The organism is Brevibacterium sp. VCM10 (genome assembly GCF_000583215.1).
Lineage (GTDB): Bacteria > Actinomycetota > Actinomycetes > Actinomycetales > Brevibacteriaceae > Brevibacterium > Brevibacterium linens.
Genome location: NZ_JAJB01000046.1, coordinates 60,489 through 83,428 on the forward strand (window position 1 = coordinate 60,489; position 22,940 = coordinate 83,428).

Annotated in this window: 18 protein-coding genes; 11 read left to right on the top strand and 7 right to left on the bottom strand. The window is 60.6% G+C overall.

The genetic code is table 11. The annotated features are described in order from the left end of the window. Positions 1–107 precede the first annotated feature (107 nt). A complete protein-coding gene (locus AD89_RS19985; RefSeq protein WP_155807454.1) occupies positions 108–1,007 on the bottom strand; it encodes a DUF308 domain-containing protein in 900 nt (299 codons plus the stop codon). A 398-nt stretch (positions 1,008–1,405) separates the two neighbouring features. Here AD89_RS19985 and pheS point away from each other — a divergent pair, with 398 nt between their 5' ends. From pheS to AD89_RS0113720, 5 genes are all read left to right on the top strand, one after another. After that, positions 1,406–2,449: a phenylalanine--tRNA ligase subunit alpha gene (gene pheS, locus AD89_RS0113700; protein ID WP_025779805.1), complete on the top strand. Its 1,044-nt coding sequence runs from the start codon at positions 1,406–1,408 to the stop codon at positions 2,447–2,449. A 1-nt stretch (position 2,450) separates the two neighbouring features. After that, positions 2,451–5,036 carry a phenylalanine--tRNA ligase subunit beta gene (gene pheT / locus AD89_RS0113705; protein ID WP_025779807.1) on the top strand — a complete coding sequence of 862 codons (2,586 nt, stop codon included), beginning with the start codon at positions 2,451–2,453 and terminating at the stop codon, positions 5,034–5,036. A 145-nt stretch (positions 5,037–5,181) separates the two neighbouring features. Further along, complete coding sequence (locus AD89_RS0113710) at positions 5,182–6,063, top strand: SDR family NAD(P)-dependent oxidoreductase (RefSeq protein WP_025779809.1); 882 nt, start codon at positions 5,182–5,184, stop codon at positions 6,061–6,063. A gap of 1 nt (position 6,064) precedes the next feature. Next, on the top strand, positions 6,065–8,521 hold the full coding sequence (gene pabB / locus AD89_RS0113715; protein ID WP_051505265.1) for an aminodeoxychorismate synthase component I: 2,457 nt from the start codon (positions 6,065–6,067) through the stop codon (positions 8,519–8,521). After that, positions 8,521–9,333 carry an aminotransferase class IV gene (locus tag AD89_RS0113720; protein ID WP_197021767.1) on the top strand — a complete coding sequence of 271 codons (813 nt, stop codon included), beginning with the start codon at positions 8,521–8,523 and terminating at the stop codon, positions 9,331–9,333. Before pabB ends, AD89_RS0113720 begins: the two co-directional genes overlap by 1 nt. Before the next feature lie 68 nt (positions 9,334–9,401). Here the strand turns inward: AD89_RS0113720 and AD89_RS0113725 are convergent, their stop codons facing one another. Then, positions 9,402–9,770, bottom strand: coding sequence for a hypothetical protein (locus AD89_RS0113725; RefSeq protein WP_155807458.1), 369 nt, complete (start codon positions 9,768–9,770; stop codon positions 9,402–9,404). Between the two features lie 218 nt (positions 9,771–9,988). Here AD89_RS0113725 and AD89_RS0113730 point away from each other — a divergent pair, with 218 nt between their 5' ends. After that, positions 9,989–11,338 (top strand): MFS transporter, encoded by a 1,350-nt coding sequence (locus AD89_RS0113730; RefSeq protein WP_025779817.1) that lies wholly within the window; start codon positions 9,989–9,991, stop codon positions 11,336–11,338. Between the two features lie 515 nt (positions 11,339–11,853). Here the strand turns inward: AD89_RS0113730 and AD89_RS19990 are convergent. From AD89_RS19990 to AD89_RS0113745, 5 genes are all read right to left on the bottom strand, one after another. Beyond that, complete coding sequence (locus AD89_RS19990; protein WP_155807460.1) at positions 11,854–13,128, bottom strand: hypothetical protein; 1,275 nt, start codon at positions 13,126–13,128, stop codon at positions 11,854–11,856. Next, positions 13,121–13,558: a hypothetical protein gene (locus AD89_RS19995; RefSeq protein ID WP_155807462.1), complete on the bottom strand. Its 438-nt coding sequence runs from the start codon at positions 13,556–13,558 to the stop codon at positions 13,121–13,123. Before AD89_RS19995 ends, AD89_RS19990 begins: the two co-directional genes overlap by 8 nt. Positions 13,559–14,144: 586 nt before the next feature. After that, complete coding sequence (locus AD89_RS20400; protein WP_231488683.1) at positions 14,145–14,639, bottom strand: IS110 family transposase; 495 nt, start codon at positions 14,637–14,639, stop codon at positions 14,145–14,147. Continuing rightward, positions 14,558–15,349: an IS110 family transposase gene (locus AD89_RS18695; protein WP_231488685.1), complete on the bottom strand. Its 792-nt coding sequence runs from the start codon at positions 15,347–15,349 to the stop codon at positions 14,558–14,560. Before AD89_RS18695 ends, AD89_RS20400 begins: the two co-directional genes overlap by 82 nt. 240 nt (positions 15,350–15,589) lie before the next feature. Continuing rightward, positions 15,590–16,303 carry an aspartate/glutamate racemase family protein gene (locus tag AD89_RS0113745; RefSeq protein ID WP_025779821.1) on the bottom strand — a complete coding sequence of 238 codons (714 nt, stop codon included), beginning with the start codon at positions 16,301–16,303 and terminating at the stop codon, positions 15,590–15,592. Between the two features lie 110 nt (positions 16,304–16,413). Between AD89_RS0113745 and AD89_RS0113750 the strand changes: the two genes are divergently transcribed. The 5 genes from AD89_RS0113750 to AD89_RS18700 all read left to right on the top strand — a co-directional run bounded on the left by AD89_RS0113750 (position 16,414) and on the right by AD89_RS18700 (position 22,732). Next, entirely contained in the window at positions 16,414–17,451 is a 1,038-nt protein-coding gene (locus tag AD89_RS0113750) for a LysR family transcriptional regulator (protein ID WP_025779823.1), read from the top strand. Beyond that, entirely contained in the window at positions 17,451–17,948 is a 498-nt protein-coding gene (locus tag AD89_RS0113755) for a TRAP transporter small permease (RefSeq protein ID WP_025779825.1), read from the top strand. Before AD89_RS0113750 ends, AD89_RS0113755 begins: the two co-directional genes overlap by 1 nt. Next, a complete protein-coding gene (locus AD89_RS0113760) occupies positions 17,945–19,549 on the top strand; it encodes a TRAP transporter large permease (protein ID WP_025779827.1) in 1,605 nt (534 codons plus the stop codon). Before AD89_RS0113755 ends, AD89_RS0113760 begins: the two co-directional genes overlap by 4 nt. Before the next feature lie 141 nt (positions 19,550–19,690). Continuing rightward, positions 19,691–20,971 (top strand): TRAP transporter substrate-binding protein DctP, encoded by a 1,281-nt coding sequence (gene dctP, locus AD89_RS0113765; RefSeq protein WP_025779829.1) that lies wholly within the window; start codon positions 19,691–19,693, stop codon positions 20,969–20,971. A gap of 135 nt (positions 20,972–21,106) precedes the next feature. Then, complete coding sequence (locus AD89_RS18700) at positions 21,107–22,732, top strand: IS1634 family transposase (protein ID WP_035320878.1); 1,626 nt, start codon at positions 21,107–21,109, stop codon at positions 22,730–22,732. The last annotated feature ends 208 nt before the right edge of the window (positions 22,733–22,940 follow it).

The following is a 22,940-nucleotide window of genomic DNA, read 5'->3' on the forward strand; positions in this document are numbered from 1 at the left end:
GCTGACGTGCGCAACCGCACGGCCGCCTCGGCGAGGGGATCGCCCACCGAGGCGGCCCACCCGCCCAGCGGACGCCGCCCCAGGTCTCGGCGGGGGAGACGCGAATGTCACGGAGTGTTCGTCTTACGATTTGTCGCGGATTTCGGTGATTCGAAAGTGTCTTTCGTCGTAGTCTGACGTATAAACGTTTCGAGATTGTAGGCTAGATCTTTACCTAGTGCGCGCCTAAGCAGCGTGGGGCGGGGCGCTTTGTTTCGCCTAAATTTTGGTGTCTTTGTGAATAGCTTTGGTAGTTCATCCACAAACATCAGATCGTCGTTTTCGATTTTTATCTTCCCGGAGGATCCAGGTGAGTCTATATTGAGTACGTCCAATATTATTTTCCGTGCTCGCATCCTGGATTGCTCTACAGCGTTGAGGAAAGAGAACATCACAATACCAGAAATCATGAAAATCACGCCGTAAATTATAACGAGAACTCCCGCGGAGGCAGGAGGGTTTGTGTCTTTATCTCCGGCGGTTGCGATCAGGTAAGTTCCAGTCACTATCAGGAATAGACCTCCGAGGGAGAAGGCTAACGCGATGAGGTAGCTGAATACTATTCCTATGGCATTGCTGGGAACGAGCTCCAGCGATAATCTCTTGTTGAGATCGCTTCGCACCGCACGGCTAAATGCAATGCGAGAGTTTCTAGAGGCAAATTCAGGGTCGAGCGGCGGAGAATCTTGATCCTGAGTTGTTTTCTCCGAGGGTTGTTCGTTGCGAGTTGCGCCATCCGACGAGTTGTTGTTATTCGCTGAAGGGTGGCTTTTCTGACCTGGGCCTGCATCTATTGAGATAGCTTCTTTGTATAATTTGTCTGCTATATCTGATTCTTCTTTCCAGGATCTGATTAGATCCGCCCGACGGTCGATTCGAAATCGATTGGCGGTGAGCTGAATTAAAGTCGCTAGAGCTCCTGAGCCTAATATTGCGGTGATGAGAGTTAGGATATCGCTTGAGTCCATACTGCAAATGCTACTTCTGTTGTCAGGTTAAGATCAGGTTGTTTTGTATTCTGAGACAGAGCGCTTTCTGTTTCGGTGGGGTAATTGCGCTTGTTTTCAACGTGTGGGGTCGCTCATTTTGCGTTTTATTTCCATTTTTGCTCACGGGTTTATTTTCATGTAGACCTGACAAATGACGAATTTAAACGATTTTAATAGACAACAGTGTGCTTGTAGTGTTTGAGCGTTTTGTATCTCATTTTGAGGGCCGTCCTCGCATGTCGACACGGGAGCGTCGTTCAGATGAATTGCATAGATCGTGGGCTGTTCAGTGCCCGTGCCGGGGCAGACGATAGACTTGCAGGCGAAGAGAAACGACGTCCCCTCAGCTGCGGGCAAGTACGGACAAAAGGACATTGATGACAGACCAACTCGACCCCTTGGACGAGTCGGCCGTGAAGCAGGCCGTCGACGCGGCACTCAAGGCTTTCGCGGATGCGACGACTCTCGACGAGCTCAAGCAGGCGAAGATCGACCACACCGGCGACAAAGCCCCGCTGGCGCTCGCCAACCGAGCCATCGGCTCACTCGACAAGGCCGATAAGGCCGCCGCCGGCAAGATCGTCGGTAAGTCCAGGGGAGCGGTCAAGCAGGCCCACGACGCACGTCTGGCAGAGCTCGAAGCCGAACGCGATGCGGCCGTGCTCATCGAAGAGGCCATCGACGTCACCCTGCCCACCGATCGGCGTCGCCTCGGCGCTCGCCACCCGCTGAGCCTCATCCAGGAACAGGCGGCGGACTACTTCGTCGGCCTCGGCTGGGAGGTCGCCGAAGGCCCCGAGATCGAATCCGAGTGGCTGAACTTCGATGCCCTGAATTTCGGACCCGACCATCCGGCCCGCCAGATGCAGGACACGTTCTTCGTCGACCCACCCGAGGCCGGCCTCGTCCTGCGCACCCACACCTCACCGGTGCAGTCGCGGTCCCTGCTCGAACGCGGTGTCCCGCTCTACGTCGTGTGCCCGGGCAAAACCTTCCGCACCGATGAGCTCGATGCCACGCACACCCCGGTCTTCCACCAGATCGAAGGCATCGCCATCGACAAGGGCCTGACCATGGCCAACCTGCAGGGCACCCTCGACGGCTTCGCCCGCGAGATGTTCGGGCCTGAGTCGAAGACCCGCCTGCGCCCGAGCTTCTTCCCATTCACCGAACCGAGCGCGGAGATGGACTTCTGGTTCCCCAACAAGGTCGGCGGACCCGGCTGGATCGAATGGGGCGGCTGCGGAATGGTCCACCCCAACGTGCTGCGCGCCGCCGGCATCGACCCCGACGTCTACCAGGGCTTCGCCTTCGGCATGGGCATCGAACGCACCCTGATGCTGCGCGAGGGAATCAACGATATGCACGACATGGTCGAAGGCGATGTGCGCTTCTCGGCCCGTTTCGGAATGAAGGCTTGATATGCGCGTCCCACTGAACTGGCTGGCCGACTATGTCGATCTCCCAGCCGAGACCGACCCCCATGCCCTCGCCGCCGAATTCGCGGCCGTCGGACTCGAGGAAGAGGACTTCTTCGGACCCGAGATCACCGGCCCCCTCGTCGTCGGTCGGGTGCTCGAACTCGTCAAGGAAGAGCACTCGAACGGCAAGACCGTCAACTGGTGCCGCGTCGACGTCGGCCCCGAACACAACGAGGATCTCGACGATCCGAAGGACCCGCAGCCCGGCGAGGAGCGCCCGAGCCGCGGCATCATCTGCGGTGCCCACAACTTCGTGCCCGGCGACCTCATCGTCGCCTGCCTGCCCGGAGCAGTCCTGCCCGGTGACTTCGCCATCGCTGCTCGCAAGACCTACGGTCACAAGTCCGACGGCATGATCTGCTCGGCCAAGGAGCTCGGCCTCGGCGAGGATCACTCCGGCATCATCGTGCTCTCCGATCTCGGGCTGACCGGTGAGCCCGGTGACGATGCGATCACGTTGCTCGGCCTCGACCAGGTGACCCTCGACGTCAACGTCACCCCCGACCGCGGCTACCAGCTGTCGATGCGCGGCATCGGACGCGAATACGCGCAGATGAAGGGTCAGACCTTCACCGATATCGGATCCGCCGAGGTGGCTCCCACCAACGCTGCCACCGACGATGGATTCCCGGTATCGGTCGAGGACGACAACCCCATCAACGAGGTGGCCGGCTGTGACCAGTTCACCGCACTTCAGGTCACCGGGCTGAATCCGGCTGCGAAGACTCCGTTCTGGATGCAGCGTCGTCTGCAGCAGGCGGGAATGCGTCCGATCAGCCTGACTGTCGATGTCACGAACTACGTCATGCTCGAGCTCGGCCAGCCTCTGCACGCCTACGACACTTCGCTGCTCGGCGACGAGATCGTCGTCCGCCGTGCGAGTGCGGGGGAGGAGTTCACGACTCTCGACGATGTCGAGCGCACGCTCGATCCCGAGGATCTGCTCATCACCGACCGCGGTGCTGGAGCTTCTGGCAAAGGTGGAAAGATCATCGGTCTGGCCGGCGTCATGGGCGGCGCCGACGTCGAGGTCAACGACCAGACGACCGACGTCGTCATCGAGGCCGCTCACTTCGACCCGATCTCGATTGCCCGCACCTCACGCCGCCACAAGCTGTCTTCGGAGGCCTCGCGTCGCTTCGAACGCGGAGTCGACCCGAAGCTCGGTCCCGTGGCCGCACGTCGCTGCGCGGATCTCCTCGTCGAACTCGGCGGCGGCACGCTCAGCCCGGCGACCACGCAGGTCGGTCAGGCTCCCGAGCCGACCATTCTCGACCTCAAGGTCGCCCGTGTCGCTTCCTTGGTCGGTGTTGAGTACACAACCGCCGAGGTGACCTTACTGCTCGAGGGCATCGGCGCGACTGTGTCGACTAAAGACGATGAGGCGGTGTCGGTGACCGTGCCCAGCTGGCGCACGGACATCACCGACGACGTCGACCTCATCGAGGAAGTCGCCCGCACCGGCGGCTACGACCGGATTCCGTCCGTTCAGCCCGCCGCTCGGGCAGGCAACGGACTGACGGTCGCGCAGAAGACGCGCCGCCGGATCTCGAACCTGTTGGCTGCCGACGGGTTCACCGAGGTGCTGTCGTACCCGTTCACGAACGAAAAACGGGACGATCAGCTGCGGCTCGAGGCCGATGACGTGCGCCGCAAGCACGTGCGCCTGGCCAACCCGATGTCCGAAGACCTGCCGCTCATGCGCACCAACCTGCTCTCGACGCTCGTCGACCTCGTGGTCCGCAACCAGGGCCGCGGGGCGAAGGACGTCGCGCTGTTCGAGGCGGGACTGGTGTCCACCTCGGCGGGTCTGCCTGAGGGGCCCGGACCGCGTCACCTGCCCGGATACCACCCGAGCGATGCCGAGCTCGAAAAGATCTACGCCTCGGTGCCGCACCAGCCCTACCACTATGCGGGCATCATCTCCGGAAACGCCGAAATGCCCGGTGTCTGGGGCAAGGGCCGCAAGGCCGAGGCCACCGACGTCATCGACACCGTGCGCCGGATCGCTGCGGTCAACGGCCTCGAGGTCACCGTCGAGGCCGACCAGATCGCCCCGTGGCATCCGGGCCGTGCGGCGAAGTTTGTCCTTGCCGACGGTCAGGTGCTCGGCCATGCAGGTGAGCTGCACCCGAAGGTGTGCGAGAACCTCGGCCTGCTGGCGCGGACCGTCGCCTTCGAGATCGACCTCGACGCACTGCTGGCCCAAGACGACCTGCGAGCCTGGGACGGCGCTCTGTCGACCTACCCAGTCTCCCGCCAGGACGTCGCGCTCATCGTCGATGCCGAGCTGCCGACGCAGACCCTGGCCGCGACACTGCGCGAAGGTGCAGGTGAGGAGCTCGAACTGCTCGAGACTTTTGACCTCTACACCGGCGACCAGCTGCCCGAGGGCAAGAAGTCGCTGGCGTTCCGCCTGACCTTCCGCGCCCCGGATCGCACGCTCAAGGCCGATGAGGCCTCGGCGATGCGTGAAGCGGCGACGAAGTTGGCTGCCGAGCGCCACGGCGCTGAAGTCCGCAGCTGAGAACAGTGCGTCACAGAGCCCGGTCGACCGTTACAGTGGTTCGACCGGGTTCTGTTGTATTCGCTCCGAGCATCGCGGCAGAGCGCACCCAGACAGTAAGCACCACCGACCACCTGTACCCACATCGCTCACGAGGAGATCTGACATGACCGAGAAGCTGCCTTACGGAACGAACCTGCCTGCCGGCGATTCTGCAACAGAAGCGACTGCGGTCCCATCAGAGACGATCGCCCTCATCACCGGCGGTGCCCGCGGAATCGGACGCCACCTCTCGGAGGCGTTCGCAAAGGCCGGCTACGACGTGATCGTGACGGCCACCTCGGCGGAAAAGGCAGAGTCTGCTGCTGATGAGATCGCTGAGGCGACCGGGGGAGCGGTGACCGGCGTCGGTCTGCGCACCGATGACATCACTGCAGTGAACCAGCTGCGTGACTCTGTCGCTGGGCTCGAGAAGTCGACGGGCAAGCGCCTGCAGGTGCTCATTAACAATGCCGGGCGCATCGAATCGACGGAGGGGCCGCTTTGGGATGCCGATCCGGAGAGCCTCAAGGACGTCGTCGACGCGAACGTGCTCGGCGTCGCGTTCATGATCAACGTCTTTGCACCCGTATTGATGGCGGGCGGCCAGGCGACCGGCCGTCTCAGCCGTATCATCGACCTCAACTCGGGATCGGGGGCGAAGGGCACGCCGGCGTATGCAGTGTACTCGGCGTCGAAGGCAGCACTGTTCCGCATCGCCGACTCGGTCGTTCACTTCGGGCACGACAAGGGACTGCGTATCTTCGAGATGGCGCCGGGCGTCGTCGAGACAGCCATGACGAAGTCGATGCCCGTCCACGATTTCCGCCGGGGTGATGATTGGACCTCAACCGAGCAGGTCACCGATCTGGCTGTGGCTTTGGCCTCGGGGACATTGGATGCGTTCACCGGACGGTACGTGCGTGCGGGTAAGGATTCGGAGGAGTCCCTGATCGCCGAGGCGGCTGGAGGTCTGTCGGATGCGAACCGTCGGATGGTGCTTGGCTGAGATGGTTCCGGACGGGCCGTCGGGAGCGACGCGGCCGCTGCGGACTCTGCTCATCGACAATGCCGATTCGTTCACGCTCAATCTTTTTCACCTCCTCGCCGAGGTGAACGAGTGCGGTCCGACGCTTGTGCCCAATGACTGGGCCGAGTTCGCGATGAGCGTGCTCGACGAATTCGACAATGTTGTCATCTCCCCGGGACCGGGAACTCCGGAACGGCCGGCCGACTTTGGCATTTGCGCCGAGGTGATCGAACATTCCCCGATCCCGGTGCTCGGCGTGTGTCTCGGTCATCAGGGGATTGCTCACGTGCACGGGGGAGGCGTTGCCCACGCTCCGGAACCTCGACACGGTCGGGTCTCTGCGATCCGGCATACCGAGACCGAGTTGTTCGCCGGTATCCCCTCGCCGTTCTCGGCGGTGCGATATCACTCGCTCGCGGTGACCGACTTGCCTGCTTGTTTGGAAGCGACGGCATGGTCCGAAGAGGGAGTCATCCAAGCGCTGCGGCATCGGTTCAGACCACAGTGGGGAGTCCAGTTCCACCCGGAATCGATCGCCTCCGAGGAGACACGAACGCTGCTGCAGAACTTCGCCGAGCTGACTGTGGCGTGGAACCGGCGGGGTCGACACAAGAATGACCTACCGGCTAGCGAAGATTGGGCTGGGAAGGACGTCGCCTCCGATGACGACGTCCCCGCGGGGACGTGCGCAGTACTTGATCCGTCCCAAGCGGCTACCGATCTTCTTGACTCTCGGTGCCATTACATTCTCGACACCAAAGTGCTCGCTCGGACGATCTCCGACGAGCGGCTCTTCGCCGAGCTCTTCGGCGACGAATCTGAGTCCGTCTGGCTCGACGGAAATCTCCCGGGCAACAACTCCTCCCGGATCTCGATCATGGGTGCACCAACGGGGCCACTGAGCAGGGTGGCGACCGCCTCGGTGTCCGAAGGGACTGTCGAAGTTCGCTCGGCAAGTGGCGAATCATCGGGTCCAATCCAGGCGTCTGGATTCTTCGACTGGCTCGACAACGAGCTCGCCAGCACGACTATTGCGGTGTCCGGCTCAGAGAAGAAAGCGTCCGGCCCCGAGACCGCATTTCCAGCCATTAACTCAGAGAGCAAGGAACTGCCGTTCGAGTTTCGACTCGGGTGGGTCGGTTATCTCGGCTACGAGCTCAAGGCCGAGGTCGGCTCGCCGAACCAGCGCAAATCCGACCTGCCTGACGCCGTCATGATGTTCCTCGATCGCGCACTGGTCATCGACCACGTCACCAAGAGCATTCACCTTCTGGCACTGCGTCATGACGACGACCCAACCGGCCCCGTAGCAAACCAGGACTGGTTTGACCACACACGCGCACGGATCGCATCGGTCCCCGCCGAGGAAGTCAGTGGTACTGACCAACGGCGGGCCACCTCGTCGAAGGCAGACACCTCAACCCCAGCGGAACGCCGCGATCCAAACCTCGTGGCACGGCACAGTCGGCGCGAATACCTCGACCTCATCGATCAAGTGCAAGAGAAGATCACCGATGGCGAGACCTACGAAGTCTGCCTGACGAACATGCTCGAATGCGCCGTCGATCCGCATGCGTCACCACTGGAGATGTATCTGCGGCTGCGTGAGGACAATCCGACGCCGTTTGGGGCGTTCATCCGCACGCGAGAGGCGGTGATTCTCAGCACCTCACCTGAGCGGTTTCTGCGGATTGGCGCAGACGGCCGGGTGGAGTCGAAGCCGATCAAGGGTACTCGGCCCAGGGGCGCGTACCCGGTTGAGGATGCGGCGATCAAGGCTGAGCTGGCCGCCTCGGTGAAGGATCGGTCGGAGAATCTCATGATCGTCGATCTCGTCCGGCACGACCTCGGGCGCACTGCCGAGCTGGGATCGGTGCAGGTGGACACGCTGTTCGGGATCGAGTCGTACGCGACGGTGCATCAGATGGTCTCGACGGTCAGTTCACGCTTAGCCGAGGATGCTAGCCCGGTGGCGTGTGTGCGGGCGGCGTTCCCACCAGGGTCGATGACCGGGGCGCCGAAGCTGCGGACGATGACGACCATCGACGAGCTCGAAGCCGGCCCGCTTGGGGTGTACAGCGGAGCAGTCGGGTATTTCTCGCTCGGCGGTGCCGTCGATCTCAGCGTCGTCATCCGCACGCTCGTCGTCCAGGGCGAGAAGTTGAGGTATGGGGTCGGTGGAGCGATCGTCGCGCTGTCCGACTCCGAGGAGGAGTATGCGGAGACCGTGGTGAAGGCGGCTCCTGTGTTGAGGTTACTCGGTGGGGCGGAGTTCCCCGCCGAGGATGCCGATCATGCCCTTGATCCGTCCGAACTGAGGACACGTATCCATTCGACTGAGCAGATTGGCGATGTTGACTCCCACACCATGATTCCTGCCGAGGAGGTCGGACCGGCCGATACCGCTGTGGCCGAATATTCGGGAGGGACCGAATGATGAGCGTGTGGCTGTGGAATCAACAGGATCGCCGTTTCGAGCCGCCGACGGCTGATCTCAACTCCTGGTCGTTGATCGCCGCCGATTCGTGGCTTGTTGACGACGGGCGGGTTCGAGCGTTCGACCGCCATCGGAGGCGGTTCGTTCAAGCTGCTGCCGAGGTAGGAATCGGTGAGGCGGTCACGGATGATTTTTGGGCGGCAGTGGTCGAAAAGATCCCGGCGACGGGGGAGTGGTTCCCGCGCGTGGATGTCCTTGAGCCGGCTGTGGGCGTCGAGCCTGTATTGGCCCTCCGACTGAGACCGGCTCCGGAGAGGACTCGCGAGCTCCGGGTGTGCGTCCCGTCATTTCCTGATCCGCGCACGATTCCTGGCCGCAAGGGACCGGATATCGGTCTGCTCGGTCGGCTGGTGGTGCTGGCGCGTGCCGACCATGACTGTTCTGAGGTGGTGTTGCTCAGCAACGGCGGCTTCGTCATCGAAGGCGCGACGACGAGTCTGCTGTGGTGGGATGACGAGGCTCTGTGTGCACCGGCGCCTGAGTTGGGGGCATTGCCGGGAGTGACATCGGCGATGATTCTGGACGAGGCTCGCTCGCGGTCGATTCCGATCGAATTTCGGCGGGTGCTTCCCGAAGAGCTCGTCGGTCACGACGTGTGGTTGGTCAATGCGCTGCATGGGATCCGACGAGTGAGAGAGTTCGTCGACGCACGTAGTGGAACCCGGGATGTTTCGCCGCTCGGCGACGAATCAGAGCGATTCATTCAATGGCGTTTGTGGTTGGAATCAGCTCGTCGGCCGCTGCGCAGTTAAGTGGTCGCGGGGGCACTCGGTGGGGCCGAGACGGAGCGAAACAGATGTGACTCAGATCTGACGACGTCTTAGAAGAGAATTACTACCGCACCAATGGCAAGAACTCCTGAGGCTATGCAGATCCCGAGAGAGATGAGTGCGATCCACCGCCAGCTGAGCGTGCTGAACCGACCGAGAAGAGACGTCGCGATCGCTCCGGCAATGAACCAGAATATGGTGACCGGCAGGGCAAAGAAGAAGCCAGCGAATTGGATCGAATCGCGTGGTGTGAGGGTGCAGCCGAAGCCCAGTCCGCTGCACTGCCCCTCCGGGAGTGAGTCTGGTGCCAGCAACCACGCAATGATGAGTCCGAAGACCCCGACCAGCCACGCGACAGTGATGACCATGAACGCACGACTGGCGGTGCGGCGTGCCTTCGCTCGCTGTGGTTTCGACATGCAGCGACTCTACCCGGGCTGCTTCCGCGACGGCGGTCCGTGTTGACTTCGGGAGCGAACAGCCACTCGTTATCGCGCGGCTCTTGGCACGATTCTCCGCTCACAGAGGTGGAGATTCGGTTTCAGTTACTGAGAGTTTTCTGAGCCATGGGTTAAACACAGTTCGGCAGTCGTAACGTCGAATTGTCAATGAAGATTTCGCGACTAAGTGTGCTGTGATGTCCCAACTGAAGAATCCTGCACCTTCTGATCACGAACACCATGTCCAGGTCAGACGCGCAGCCATCGCAAGCACCATCGGCACCACGATCGAATGGTACGACTACTTTCTCTACGGAACCGCCTCGGCGCTGGTGTTTCCGCACCTGTTCTTCCCCGACGTCTCTGCCTACATCGGTACCCTCGCCGCTTTCGCCACATACTTCGTCGGATTCCTTGCTCGCCCAGTCGGGGCGGCGATCTTCGGTCACTGGGGAGACCGGATCGGCCGCAAAGTTATGCTCATCGTCACCCTGCTGATGATGGGGATCTCCACCGCCCTCATCGGAATTCTGCCGGGATCGGCAACGTGGGGAGACGCAGCGGCGATCATCCTCATTCTGCTCCGGGTGGTTCAGGGCATCGCGGTCGGTGGTGAATGGAGCGGTTCCGTCCTGCTGTCCATGGAATGGGGCGACCAGAAGCGCCGTGGTCTGATGGGCAGCTGGCCTCAGCTCGGCGTGGCCATCGGCCTGATCCTCTCGACCGGCTTGATGTCGTTGTTTAACGGCATCTTCGGAAAGGATGCGTTCATCTCTTGGGGCTTCCGCATTCCGTTCCTCCTCAGCCTGGTGCTAGTGGCTATCGGCCTCTACATCCGGCTGAAGATCATGGAGACGCCGCAGTTCTCGAAGGTAGTCGCGGAACAGACCACGACGACCGCGCCACTGATGCAAGTCATTCGCAGGTTTCCGAAGGAGATCATCCTCTCCGCGCTTTTGCGGATGTCGGAGCAGATGCCGTTCTACGTGGTTACGGCGTTCGTGCTCTCCTACATGACCAGCGGATCAAATGGGCATGATTACACGTACAACTTCGTGTTGATCGGGACTCTGATCGCGGCGGGCGTGGAGTTCATCCTGGTTCCGTTGTTCGGTTTGTACTCGGATACAATCGGACGGAAGAAGATCTATGCCTGGGGCTCTGCGATTATGGGTGTGTGGGGCTTTGTCTACTTCGCACTCCTCGACAGCGGGGTCACCTGGTTGGCATTCGTCGCCCTGTGCCTCGGCCTCGTTCCTCATGCAATGCAGTACGGGCCCCAGGCATCGATCATCGCCGAGTCGTTTCCGACCAACCTCCGCTATACGGGTGCTGGGCTGGGCTACCAGCTTTCCTCGATCATTGCCGGTGGTCCCGCAGCCCTGATTGCAACCTGGCTGATCCACCAGTTCGGAACCGGATATGCCGTTTCCGTCTACATCCTCATCTCGGCGGTCATCACGTTGGTTGCGCTCAAGTTCCTCAAAGACCGTTCGCGCAGTGACATCACCGATGATCGGACGTATGCGAAAGGAAATAGACAATGACGCGGTGATCTCTGGAGCCACTGGGTTCCAGCCTCACGACGGATGCGCGCAGGGACCCTATCGACACGGAAATGTCTCGGTAGGTACCTTCGGGCGGCTATGATGCCATAAACTTCGCGCCGGTGACCTTCCAAACCGTTCAATAGATTGCAGGATTCAGTCTGGAGCCTCAACTTCACCAGGGCTCAGAGCCGTGGGTAGCTCAGCCTGGGACCTCCTGCCAGGAAAACCGCCACAACTCACGGTTAACCTCGAATGCACCCATAGCAGAGGAGAAAGGGTAACACAACTACTTACTGGCTGCAGCGGCGGGGACTGCCGACCTCACCTCATTGTCTTACCTAAGACGGTGCACGACACTGTACGGAAGCGGCCCTCGGGTAGCACCTGTGTAACGACATACAAAGCTCTGAGACTGGCTGTCACCGATGTGGTGAGATTCAGTGTCGACGATGTACCGAGCTTACACACCGGTTCAGTCCACAGGTGCTACCGAAAGGCGCTTCCGTACAATTCTAGCGATCGAACAATCCAAGATAATCCTCGCATAATGGTTTGAACTCGTCATATAGCTCTTCGCCAGTCAAACCGCCAGTTGATTGCTGAAGCGTGTTATCTCCGCCGACGCGATAGAACTCATAAAGCGCAGCGGCGAGCAATGGGGCGGCCTTGATGATCGGAATGGATCGCCAGGGCTCAGTTCTCGTTCCATGAAGAGTTTGATACATACTCTTCAAGGAGTAGTGAAGCCGCTGGAGCCAGTTGTTGTATGTCGTCCTCGCGTCATCAGATTCAGAAGAACACAGCGCCGCCATGCCAGCATGAGCGGCGAGTGGTAGAATTGCGCCAAGCCAGGATATGTCAATAGGGACCCCGGTTGTTGCTTTGAGTCCGTCCCAAATCGTATTCAGTCCAGCCGTGTCGGCATTAATTTCTACTTTTGTGAGGTAGTCGAGGGAGTCTGCGGGGTTTGACCGAAAGCAATGTGCATCAATCCAGGGCCTTTCGTAGAAGTGGCCATGAAAGATATGCCCTACTTCATGTCCGATCTCAAAGGACAGCATCGCAATTTCCAGGATGTCCAGGCAGTCTGTCTCAGGCCCTTCGCTCAGCGGAGTCGTGTTTACAAGAATCATTTTACGACCAGATGCATCACTATCCGGGCCCACTTCAACGGTGAAATCCTTTACCTGGAAGAGAGCAAGTAGATCGGTCAGGGTGAAGTATTCCGCTATTGCTCGTGTAAGAACCCGAAAATCACCGAAAATCGGAACAATGAGACGCGCAGAAATAAGATTTGCAGTCATGGCTATAAGCTGCGAGGCACCGCTTGGGATCCACACAATTGCCGACCTAGAGATTTGCGAAGGACGCGCTTTCTCTTGCTCCGGATCTTGTGAACAGCTCACCGCATGGTTCGTAGGTGATGTGGTGATGCTTGTGTCTCCGATTACGGTCCGCGGCGTTGTGCCATCGAATCCAGTGGCAACGACAAACTTCGCATCAAGATAACCCATAGTATCGGAGGATTGTTTTTGCATCGCCCGAACGGAATTGCTTGCGAGGTGGTATTTATGCAAAAGGTTTGCCAGTTCATACCTGGATGGACAACTTTCAGACAGTCTCAGAATAAATTGTTTCTCATCGTCTTGTAATTTGCGATGATGAGTTTCATTCCATCTTTCCAGTTGACTTTCAATTAGGAAATCATCAGGGATCGCGCCGTTTTCAAGTATTTTCTGGTATTGCCATTTCTCGATTGTATTCAGTGACGCCGTATTATTAATCATTTTTGACGATCTCCAGAAGTTCTTTCACCAGGCTTTCAGGACCGGTGGCGGTCACTTGCTTCTTGGTTTTGACCTCGGTTGCTTCCCCGTTTTTAGAGATGGCATGTATTGTGGTAATTGTGACCTTTGCTATGTCGCCACCGTCGCATTGTTCTCCTTTTCGTGGTCGACGGAAGCGATCGAACAACCATTTGCCCAGGTCATAAAGCGCATTGCCTGCAGCACCGAATATGATGTCCGAGAGTATATCGAAAATGAAAGTTTGGTCGGGTACTCCGTTGAATCCTTGGCCAATTCGACTATCGCCATCAACTTCTATTCCTGGTAGATCTACCAAGAGTTCTCTGGGTGGTTGACGCTTTGGAGGTGATTCCAAAAGCTCGCCGGAGATTTCAACTTTGATTAGAGTCACTTCGTTGTTCTCAAGCATGACCAGATCCTTCGACAGTCGAGGTCGGTTTAAGTCTAACCTAGGACGACCAGTGATAAGGAATATACTACATAGGCCTGCATTCAAGAAGTAGTTTACGAGAAAAATTCGGGGCGCGCCGAGCTGCTTTGAAGGGAAGGAAGGCGGGGGCCTGCACGGGTGTCTCGTGGCTCGTTAGTGTTACAGGCTGTTGCCGAGAACTAAAGTAGGAGTGATTGGAACAATTTACGACTTCGATGGCCAAAATAGAAGGCTTGTACTTGCCACGGCTTTACTCTTGACGTGGATGCGCTTATGTCGGGCTACGACGAGTTGAGCTGATCCGTCTCCGAATCTATAGCGGCCCGCGGGACGGAACTTCCATTTTCGGGCCGCTGACGCCACTGATACGTAGGGGTTTGTCAAGTGGGCAAGGTGAGGCAGCCGTGATCCGGCCAATGGCCACGGCTGCTTCGTCGTGACGGGCCGCCCCTATGGTGATTGCGTGTTCCTTGTGGGACACGTGGTCAGTCTGATATGCGCGGATCTGGTTACCGCAGGACAACGTTTCGAATCAATGACGTTGCGGCTCCTCTGAGGTCGAGCATCATGACCGTTGGAGGCGTTCATGGCTCACAGTTGAAGCGTCGATCGTCATCGCGCACGCTGCATCACCATGAGGTGAGGTGTCACGAGAATAGGGGGTTCTCAGGCGTCCATCGTCACCGAAACCTGGCATCAACCGGCGGTCTCTCTGGCTACTGCGGCCGTGATCACGGAGTTTTTTCTTCCTGATCTTCGTCGTCCCCCACCGTGCATTTAGCCGCCGGTTGCCTTTGTCGGCATGTGTAGCCACGGGTGTTGGAACAGCCTCGAACTGGGTGCGCAGTATCTTGCCGATCCGATAGGGCTTCGCGTGGTGCCAAGCGGATTCGACGAGGAGTCGGCGGGCGTGAGTGTTCCCGGTGCGGTTGATGGTTCCTTGGATGCGAGATTGGCCAGACGAATGCGCCGACGGTGTCAGCCCGAGGTAGGCGCCGATGGATCGGGGCGCGAACCGGGTCCAGTCCCCGATTTCGACGGCGAGGGCGTAGGCGGACAAGGTCGAGATGCCCCGTAGGCAGGACAGGCAGGAACGGTTGGAGCGAAGGTCGAGGTGGCAGCGGCTTCGGTGATGCGTCGGTCGAGGCCTCGGCGTCGTTGGTCGAGAGTGGCGATGGCTTCGTACCCGTAGTCGAACGCAGCCAGGGAGCCGGGCCCGGCACCGTCGAGGCCGTCGGCGCGAATGCGGCGCAGCCATTGCCAGTACTGGTCGATCCATGCGGTTTTGCCGGCGAAGACGAATCCTTGCCGCAGGAGGAGTTTCGAGGTTCGGTGTTTCGCCGAGACGAGGCTTTGGCGGATGTCGTCACGGGCACGGACGAGGTCGCGCGCGGATTCTTCTTCGACGGTGGGGATGCGCACCGTCGTGTATTCGCCGACGGCGGCGACGCGGGCGAGGAACTCGGCCTCACGTTTATCGGTCTTGACCTTGTCGCCGGTCGGGCGGGTGAGTTTCGAGGTCGCGATGATGTCGCAATCGATGTTTGCCGCAGACAGTGCTCGGGCGAGGTGGTAGCCGGTCGGGCCGGCTTCGTAGACGACGCAAGCGTTGGTGGGGTCGTTGCAGTGGGTGTGGATGAAGTCGATGACAGCGGCGTCGGTGGCATCAGATAGGCGTTTGCTGGTGAGTTCCCCGGTGGTGGTGTCGAGGACCGCGGCGTGGATAGATTTTGCGTGCACATCGAGTCCGATGCTCGAAGTCTGGAACATGAGCGGGGCCTTCCTGTGTATGTCGGCACCCTGTGGAATCGAGTCGTCGATTGCTGGCTGCGGTTCCCGGGGTGATCCACGGGACCATGGATAAGGTCAAGGTTGCATCCGAGGGCCCCGTTCCACAAGCTCCTCATTCTGTCTGAGGAATATATGGCCCCTATGTTTCGGCGCCGGTGATGGGCGTGCCATGAAGTTTTGTACCCAGTAGTTGGCCGTTGAAGCTTTCGTGCCGGAACTTCACGAGTAGGTGAGCGCAGGATTGTCAGCCATCATCCACTCCGCGATTGCGGCGACATGCGCATCGACTGAATCGATGGCCGGCAGGGGAGCGGCTTCCGGGGGAACCAATAGACCGATCTCCGTACACGACAGTGTCACTGCCTCGGCGCCACGAACTTTGAGATCGTCCATGATTTCGATGTACCGGGCACGGGACGTGTCCGTGAAGATCCCTTGGGTGAGTTCGTCCCAGATGATCTGATCGACCTCGAGGCATGTTGCCTCATCAGGCACCAGTGTCTTGATGCCCTGGGCTTCGAGCCGGCCCGTGTAGAAGTCCTCGAGCATCGTCCATCGGGTGCCCAGAACCGCCAGCGTCGAATAGCCCCGGCGCTTCGCCATTGTCGCGATCGAATCGACCATGTGAATGAGAGGCGTATCGACCTGCGCCTCGATCGCCGGCGCGCACTTGTGCATGAGATTCGTGGCAATCGCAACAGCCTCGGCGCCGCCATCGACCAAACGCTGCGCCGTCGCGACGAGCGAGTCATCACTGCCCGCCCAATCGTTGGCCTCCTGCAGCTCCCGGATATCTGCGAAGTCGCACGAGTCGAGCAGGATCTGGGCGGAATGGTGACCGCCGAGCTTCTTGGCCACGGCATCATTGATCTTTGTGTAGTACTCGATGCTCGAATGCCAGCTCATTCCACCCAGCAGACCGATCCTGCGCATACTCCCACTCCTCTAATCAGCAGTTAGTTCACGACGTCTACTTTCAGTGTGGTGCGCATCATCCACCTCCGGTAGACCCAGTTTGCTCTGCTCTCACATAAGCTGGACTTATGGCTAATGTCTTCGAACAGGCTCTCGACCTCGGCGAGCCCAAACGCCTCCTCATCTTCGGCGCCATCGCCGAATCCGGCAGCATCGGCGCCGCCGCCCGCGTCCTCGGCTGGTCCCAACCAGCACTGTCCCAGCACATGACTGCGCTGGAAAAGGACCTCTGCGTCACCCTCTTCGACCGCACGCCACGCGGCATCCGACTGACCACCGCCGGTCAGCTCGCCCGCATCCGCGCAAACGAGGTGGCCACCTCGGTGACGGGATTGCGCAGTGACCTTGCGAAAGCCTTCGGCCTCGGCGGACGCAATGTCCGCCTCGCCGGATTCCCCAGCTTCGTCATCGGGCCACTGGCCGCGGCGCTCGGCAGACTCGAAGCCAACGCGGGAACAGGTACGGACTCGCCACTTCACCATTCGTACGAAGTCTCCGAAGCTGAACCGCCCGAAGCGCTGCGTCTGCTCGATGACGGTGACATCGACATTGCCTTCCTCTTTCATCACGAAGATGAAGTCCCGCCCGAGCTGGCCGGACACACCACCGTCGACCTCGGCGCTGACCACCTCGACCTGCTCGTTCCCGAACGGTGGAACCGGGCCGGGCAGATCCAACACCTCAACGATGTTGCCGACCTGCCGTGGATCATGGGATGCGTGCGCTGCCGGTTGACCGCCGAACGGCTCTGCCGCACCGCCGGCTTCGAACCCCGCACCCGCCACATCACCGACAACCCCGGCGCCATCCAATCCTTGGTCTCCAATGGGCTCGGTGTTGCGCTCCTGCCACGCAGTGCCCGTCGCTACTCCCAAATCCCCGGTATCGACCCCATCGCCCTCGCCGAGGCCGGCGCGCGTCGAGTCACAGCGATGATCCCCGAGGGGCTGGCAGATGCCTCCGAGGTAGTCGACCTGATTGAAGCATTGCGTGCCGCCGACGTGACCGGCGGTGGGGCAGACCTCGCAACCGGCGCCGAAGCAATAGAACCCGCAAACGGTGCAGGCACCGCAACCACCGCGGCCGACGGCTACAGTGACTCCTGATGAGCACGTTCACCAAAGTCCTCGATAGATGGCTGACGGTCACCACGGCCGCGGCGATCATCGTGATGATGCTCCACATCGTCACCCACGCTCTGGCCCGGTCGATCTTCCATGCCCCGATCTACGGCACCAACGAGATCGTCGAATACTGGTATCTGCCCATCGTCGCGCTGCTCGGCATCCCGGCCGCTCAGCTGCAGAAGGAACACATCACCGTGACCATGGCAGTCGAACGAGCGAAGCCTGCCACCGCCGCGGTGTTCACGGTCTTCGCCTGTATCCTCGGCGCGCTCGTGTCGATCACATTCGCCTGGTTCGGCCTGACCAAGGCTCTGGAAAACACGGCGATCGGATCGACCGCCGACGTCTCCGCCGTCATCACCTGGCCCGTGTACTATCTCGTGCCGATTGTGTTTGTGCTCCTTGCCGTGCTGTACATCCTCGACGCCGTCGCGATCCTTCGCCGCCGGCGCACCGAAACAGGGGAGGAGCAGTGAACGCCAACATCGACCTCACCGGCGCACCCTTGCCGCCAGAAGACTCCAACACAGCGAGCATCACCGGCGCCACCACCCAGAAACCCACCACGGCTCTCTTACCGAATGGCTCCCGTCGCGAACGCCCCGGCGCACTCGCCCTGACCGTCGGGTTCGGACTTGTCGCCGTCTGCCTCATCGGCCTCTTCACCAGCCCATCCGCGGCCATCGGCGGAGCCTGGTGCATCGGGATGATGCTCGTCCTCCTCTTCCTCTCTGTCCCGGTGGCCATTGCACTGTCCGTGCCGTCGATCATCGGCGTCTACGCCGTATCCGGCATCCCGGCGACGATGAACATCCTCTCCACCGCACCGTTCAGCGCCGTCTCGGACTGGTCGATGAGCGTGCTGCCCATGTTCATCTTCATGGGCATGCTGCTCACCCAATCGGGGCTGTCCGGCAAGGTCTACCGCGTCGCGGACCACTGGTTCTCCTGGCTGCCCGGCGGCATCGGCATCGGCACCACCTTCGCCGGGGCGGGACTCTCCGCCGTCACCGGGTCGACCATCGGCATGACCTACGCCCTGGGCCGAGCCGGCATCCCCGAAATGCTCAAAGCCGGCTACGACCGCCGCATGGCCGTCGGCACGATCATGGTCTCCGGCATGACCGGCAACCTCATCCCACCCTCGATCCTCATGGTCGTCTACGCCGGCATCGCCTCCGTGCCCGTCGGCCCCGCACTCATGGCCGGAGCCGTCCCCGGAATCCTGCTCGCGGTGTGCTTCGCCGCCTTCATCTTCGCCATCGGCGTCATCGCACCGAAACTCGTCGGCCGCGGCCACAACGCCCAGAGCACAACAGGCACAGCAGATACACCAAGCTTCACCCGCACCACGACCACCTGGCGCGACCGCTTCACCTCCCTGACCGGGATCTGGGGATTCGCAGTCATCCTCGTCGTCCTCTTCGGCGGCATGTTCTCCGGCATCTTCACCCCCACCGAGGCCGGAGCCGCCGCCGCGCTCTGCTCACTGCTCCTCTGCCTGTGGGAAAAACGGGGCGAACAACCGTGGCGCAAGGTCGCGGATTCGGCCATGGATACGGTGGCGGCCACCTCGGCGATCTTCTTCATCATGATCGGCGCGACCATGCTCACCAGCCTGCTCGCCATCACCGGACTCGCCCCCATCCTCACCGGCCTCATCACGGACCTCGGACTGTCGCGGATCGGATTCCTGCTCGTCCTCATCGTCCTCTACATCGTCATGGGCATGTTCTTCGACACCCTGTCAATGATGCTGCTGACCATCCCGATCCTCCTGCCCACCCTCGAGACGATGGGTGTGAGCCCGCTGTGGTTCGGAGTCTTCGTCGTCCTCCTCGGCGAGTTCGCCATGGTCACCCCGCCGGTCGGCATCATCCCCTACATCGTCCACTCGATCGCGAAGAACCCCGAGGTCAACCTCGGTGCCACGGTCACTCTGCGCGACATCTTCACCTCCCTGCTGTGGTTCTTGCCCGTGGCCGTCGTCTTCCTCATCCTCATGATCACCGTGCCCGGAATGACCGAATGGCTGCCCGACCTCATCAGCCGCACCAGCGGGGGAATGTCCGGATAACCCTCGCAGAGGTGGCCCCGCCCAACCGTGCACTATGTTGTTCAGGTGGCTGCCGCAGGGTGTGAGCGGACTCATGGTTAGGGTGACCTCATTCAGGCATATGATTGGAGGGATTTCTCAGCTCTCGTTCAAAGGAGTCCCATGAAGCGCTTCCGCTCGGCAGCACGCCCCGCCCAGGCCATCGCGGCGGTCGCATCGCTGGCACTGTTGGCCGGGTGCGCCGGTTCCGTCGGCGGCGACGGCTCGGGTTCAGGAGACTCCGCGGGGGAGGGCTTCGCCTATGACGCCTCCCAGGATGAGATCGATGAGGCTCTGGCCGATCTTGATCCGGTGACGATCAAGTTCCAGCCTTCGGCGATGTCTGAGAAGTCGATCCTCGCGCCGAACGGACTCGACGTGAAGAAGGCGATCGAGGAACGCTCGGGCGGCAAGATCACCGTCGACATCGTATGGGGTCAGGCGATCGCCAGCTACGCCGACGTCGATGACGCCCTGGCCGATGGCCGCGTCGATCTCGCGTTCACTCTGCCGTCGTACACTCCGGCGGAGTACCCGGCCTTCGACGCGATCGGCACGGCCATGTCGACGCTGCCGTCCTCGCCGGTGGCCAGTGACCTGGCGGCGAATGCGGCCGGTGTGCAGGCTGCGTGGGAGACGCCCGAAGTGCTCGAGGAGTTCAAGGAGAAGAACCTCGTCCCGCTCATTCCGATGCTCGCTGCCGGTGGGTATTCGACAATGTGCTCGAAGCCGATGACCTCGCTCGCTGACTGGAAGGGCCAGCAGATTCGTGTCGGTTCGGCCGCCGCCGGCAAGCAGGTGACCGATTTGGGTGCGACTCCGGTGTCGCTGTCGTTCCCGGAGACGTATGAGGCGCTGCAGCGGGGAACCGTCGACTGCGACCTCGGACAGCTGGCGCCAAATGTTGAGGCCGGCACCTTCGAGGTCGCCCCGAACATCGGTGTTGCTTCGGACGCGGGCATTGCTCGGTCGGCCGGTGCAATCACGGCGGGCAAGAAGTATTCGGAACTGCCGGTCGCTTACCAGCAGGTCATTTTCGACTCGATGTCGACGACGTTTAGCACGATGATGGAGGTCGTCATCGGTGCGAAGGCGCAGGCTATTGAGCAGGCGAAGGACAACGACGGATCAGCTAAGCCGTTTGATGATGACGTGCAGAAGCAGATGGCGAAGTACGCGAAGACCCTGTCGGACAAGACCGCTGAGAAGGCCGAGGTGCCGGATGCGCCGAAGACGCTAGGCACCGCGGGGACTGAGTGGGCGAAGTCGGTGTCCGAGCTCGGCTATGACGACAAGGGTGACTTCGCCTCACTCGACGAGTGGTACCCGGAGGACGCGAACTACGACAAGCTCGGCGACGAGCTGTTCGAGAAGGTCATGGCCGGGCATCGGCCGGAGGGATGAGACTCTCGGCCCGGTTCTATTGACCTGTGTTGGGTCACCTGCACAGTTTCCGTTACCCCGGAAGGCTCTGACCAGGGATTATGGTGTCGTTTAGTGCCCGGTTAAGGCACTAATTCGGGTCGGTAGAATCGGGGAATGGCCTGGATCAGACGAGTTCGCACCAAATCGGGTGCCACTGCTGTCCAGATCGCTGAGTCAGTCGGTGGACGCCGACGCATCGTCCGCCACCTCGGCTCTGCCCGCGACGAGGCTGAACTCGGTCTCCTCATCGCCCAAGCCGAAGAGCTTCTCGCTGATGACCGGCAGGGAACACTCGACCTGGGCCTGACCCCGACCGTGGCGAAGTCACGCATGATCCCCGACCCGTCACCGGCACGACTGGTCACAGAACAATCAGACCGACAACGCCCGGACAGGGTGCCACGGGCTCGGGTCATCAAGTCAGCAGCCAACGTGCTCTACGAGGCTTTAGCCGATGTGTACGCCAGCCTCGGATTCGACGTCATCGATGACGACGTCTTCCGTGATCTTGTTATCGCTCGGATCGTCGAACCCACCAGTCTCCTCGATGCCGACCGGGTCTTAGCCGATCTGGGACGCACTGCTGCTAGTCATTCCACGAGGAAGCGGGCTCTGCGTAGAGCCCACACGAATGCGTTCCGTGATCTCATCGCTACCGCGTGTTTCACCCACGCAGCCACCAACGGGGATGTCTCTCTTGTCCTCTATGACACGACGACATTGTATTTCGAGGCAGAGAAAGAAGACGATCTGCGTAAGGTCGGGTACTCGAAAGAACGTCGTGTTGACCCACAGATCGTCGTCGGTCTCCTCGTCGACCGGACCGGGTTCCCCCTCGAGATCGGCTGCTACGAGGGCAATCAGGCAGAAACAGCGACGATCATCCCGATCGTGAAGGCCTTCCAAGCCCGCCACCAGTTATCGGACATGGTCGTTGTCGCTGATGCGGGAATGCTCTCAGCCGCGAACTTACACGCCCTGGATGACGCCGGACTCCGTTTCATCGTCGGTTCGCGATTGACCAAAGCACCGAGTGACCTGGCAACGCACTTCGCCTGGAATGGTGATCACGCCGAAGACGGGCAGATCGTCGATACTGTGACCCCGCGGGGGAAGCGACCGCTTGATCCGAACCGCACCGATCGCCGGAGCGAACCTGTATGGACTCCAGAACAGTTCCCACACGCATGGCGGGCCGTGTGGCAGTACCGGCGGAAACGCGCCCTACGGGATGAGCAGACACTGAATGCTCAACGTAATCGAGCCATCGATGTCATCGAGGGCATCAGAGCCCAGAAGAGTGCACGGTTCGTGAAGACGAAGAGCGGGGCCAAGGACTTCGACGAAGCCGCCTACACCCGGGCCATGACACTCAGTGGGTGGAAAGGATACGTGACGAATATTGAGCGCTCGATCATGCCTGCGGCCGAAGTTGTCGAATCGTATCACGACCTGTGGCATGTCGAGCGGTCTTTCCGGATGTCGAAGACCGACCTGCGGGCACGGCCGATGTTCGCTCGTACCAGGGACGCGATCGAGGCGCATCTGACGATCGTGTTCGCAGCGCTTGCTGTTTCTCGAACCGTTCAGGACCGGACAGGAATGTCGATCCGTCGGTTCCTCAGGATATTGAAGCCTTTACGGTCGGCGGTTGTCGAGATCAACGGGACGATCACGACCCTGCCGCCAGCCCTCGGTGACGTCGAGACGCAACTCCTCGACGCGTTGAAACCGCAGTGATCAAGGCACTAACCCATTTGACCCAACACAGGTCCGGAGGACGCGAACTACGACAAGCTCGGCGATGAGCTGTTCGAGAAGGTCATGGCCGGGCATCGGCCGGAGGGATGAGACTCTCGGCCCGGTTCTATTGATGAGGGACCTTGGCAGTTCGGGCATCAAGTTGCCCTGCGGAACCTCGTAATATGGTCGGCTAGTTAGAAATGTA

Excerpts from the sequence above, each read along its gene's own strand:
- AD89_RS0113750 (WP_025779823.1), top strand. The coding sequence starts at position 16,414 with ATGGCTAATGTCTTCGAACAGGCTCTCGACCTCGGCGAGCCCAAACGC.
- AD89_RS0113720 (WP_197021767.1), top strand. The coding sequence starts at position 8,521 with ATGAGCGTGTGGCTGTGGAATCAACAGGATCGCCGTTTCGAGCCGCCG.
- AD89_RS0113755 (WP_025779825.1), top strand. The coding sequence starts at position 17,451 with ATGAGCACGTTCACCAAAGTCCTCGATAGATGGCTGACGGTCACCACG.
- AD89_RS18700 (WP_035320878.1), top strand. The coding sequence starts at position 21,107 with ATGGCCTGGATCAGACGAGTTCGCACCAAATCGGGTGCCACTGCTGTC.
- pheT (WP_025779807.1), top strand. The coding sequence starts at position 2,451 with ATGCGCGTCCCACTGAACTGGCTGGCCGACTATGTCGATCTCCCAGCC.
- dctP (WP_025779829.1), top strand. The coding sequence starts at position 19,691 with ATGAAGCGCTTCCGCTCGGCAGCACGCCCCGCCCAGGCCATCGCGGCG.
- AD89_RS19990 (WP_155807460.1), bottom strand. The coding sequence starts at position 13,128 with ATGATTAATAATACGGCGTCACTGAATACAATCGAGAAATGGCAATAC.
- AD89_RS19995 (WP_155807462.1), bottom strand. The coding sequence starts at position 13,558 with ATGCTTGAGAACAACGAAGTGACTCTAATCAAAGTTGAAATCTCCGGC.
- AD89_RS19985 (WP_155807454.1), bottom strand. The coding sequence starts at position 1,007 with ATGGACTCAAGCGATATCCTAACTCTCATCACCGCAATATTAGGCTCA.
- AD89_RS0113725 (WP_155807458.1), bottom strand. The coding sequence starts at position 9,770 with ATGTCGAAACCACAGCGAGCGAAGGCACGCCGCACCGCCAGTCGTGCG.
- AD89_RS18695 (WP_231488685.1), bottom strand. The coding sequence starts at position 15,349 with ATGTTCCAGACTTCGAGCATCGGACTCGATGTGCACGCAAAATCTATC.
- AD89_RS0113710 (WP_025779809.1), top strand. The coding sequence starts at position 5,182 with ATGACCGAGAAGCTGCCTTACGGAACGAACCTGCCTGCCGGCGATTCT.
- pheS (WP_025779805.1), top strand. The coding sequence starts at position 1,406 with ATGACAGACCAACTCGACCCCTTGGACGAGTCGGCCGTGAAGCAGGCC.
- AD89_RS0113745 (WP_025779821.1), bottom strand. The coding sequence starts at position 16,303 with ATGCGCAGGATCGGTCTGCTGGGTGGAATGAGCTGGCATTCGAGCATC.
- AD89_RS0113730 (WP_025779817.1), top strand. The coding sequence starts at position 9,989 with ATGTCCCAACTGAAGAATCCTGCACCTTCTGATCACGAACACCATGTC.
- pabB (WP_051505265.1), top strand. The coding sequence starts at position 6,065 with ATGGTTCCGGACGGGCCGTCGGGAGCGACGCGGCCGCTGCGGACTCTG.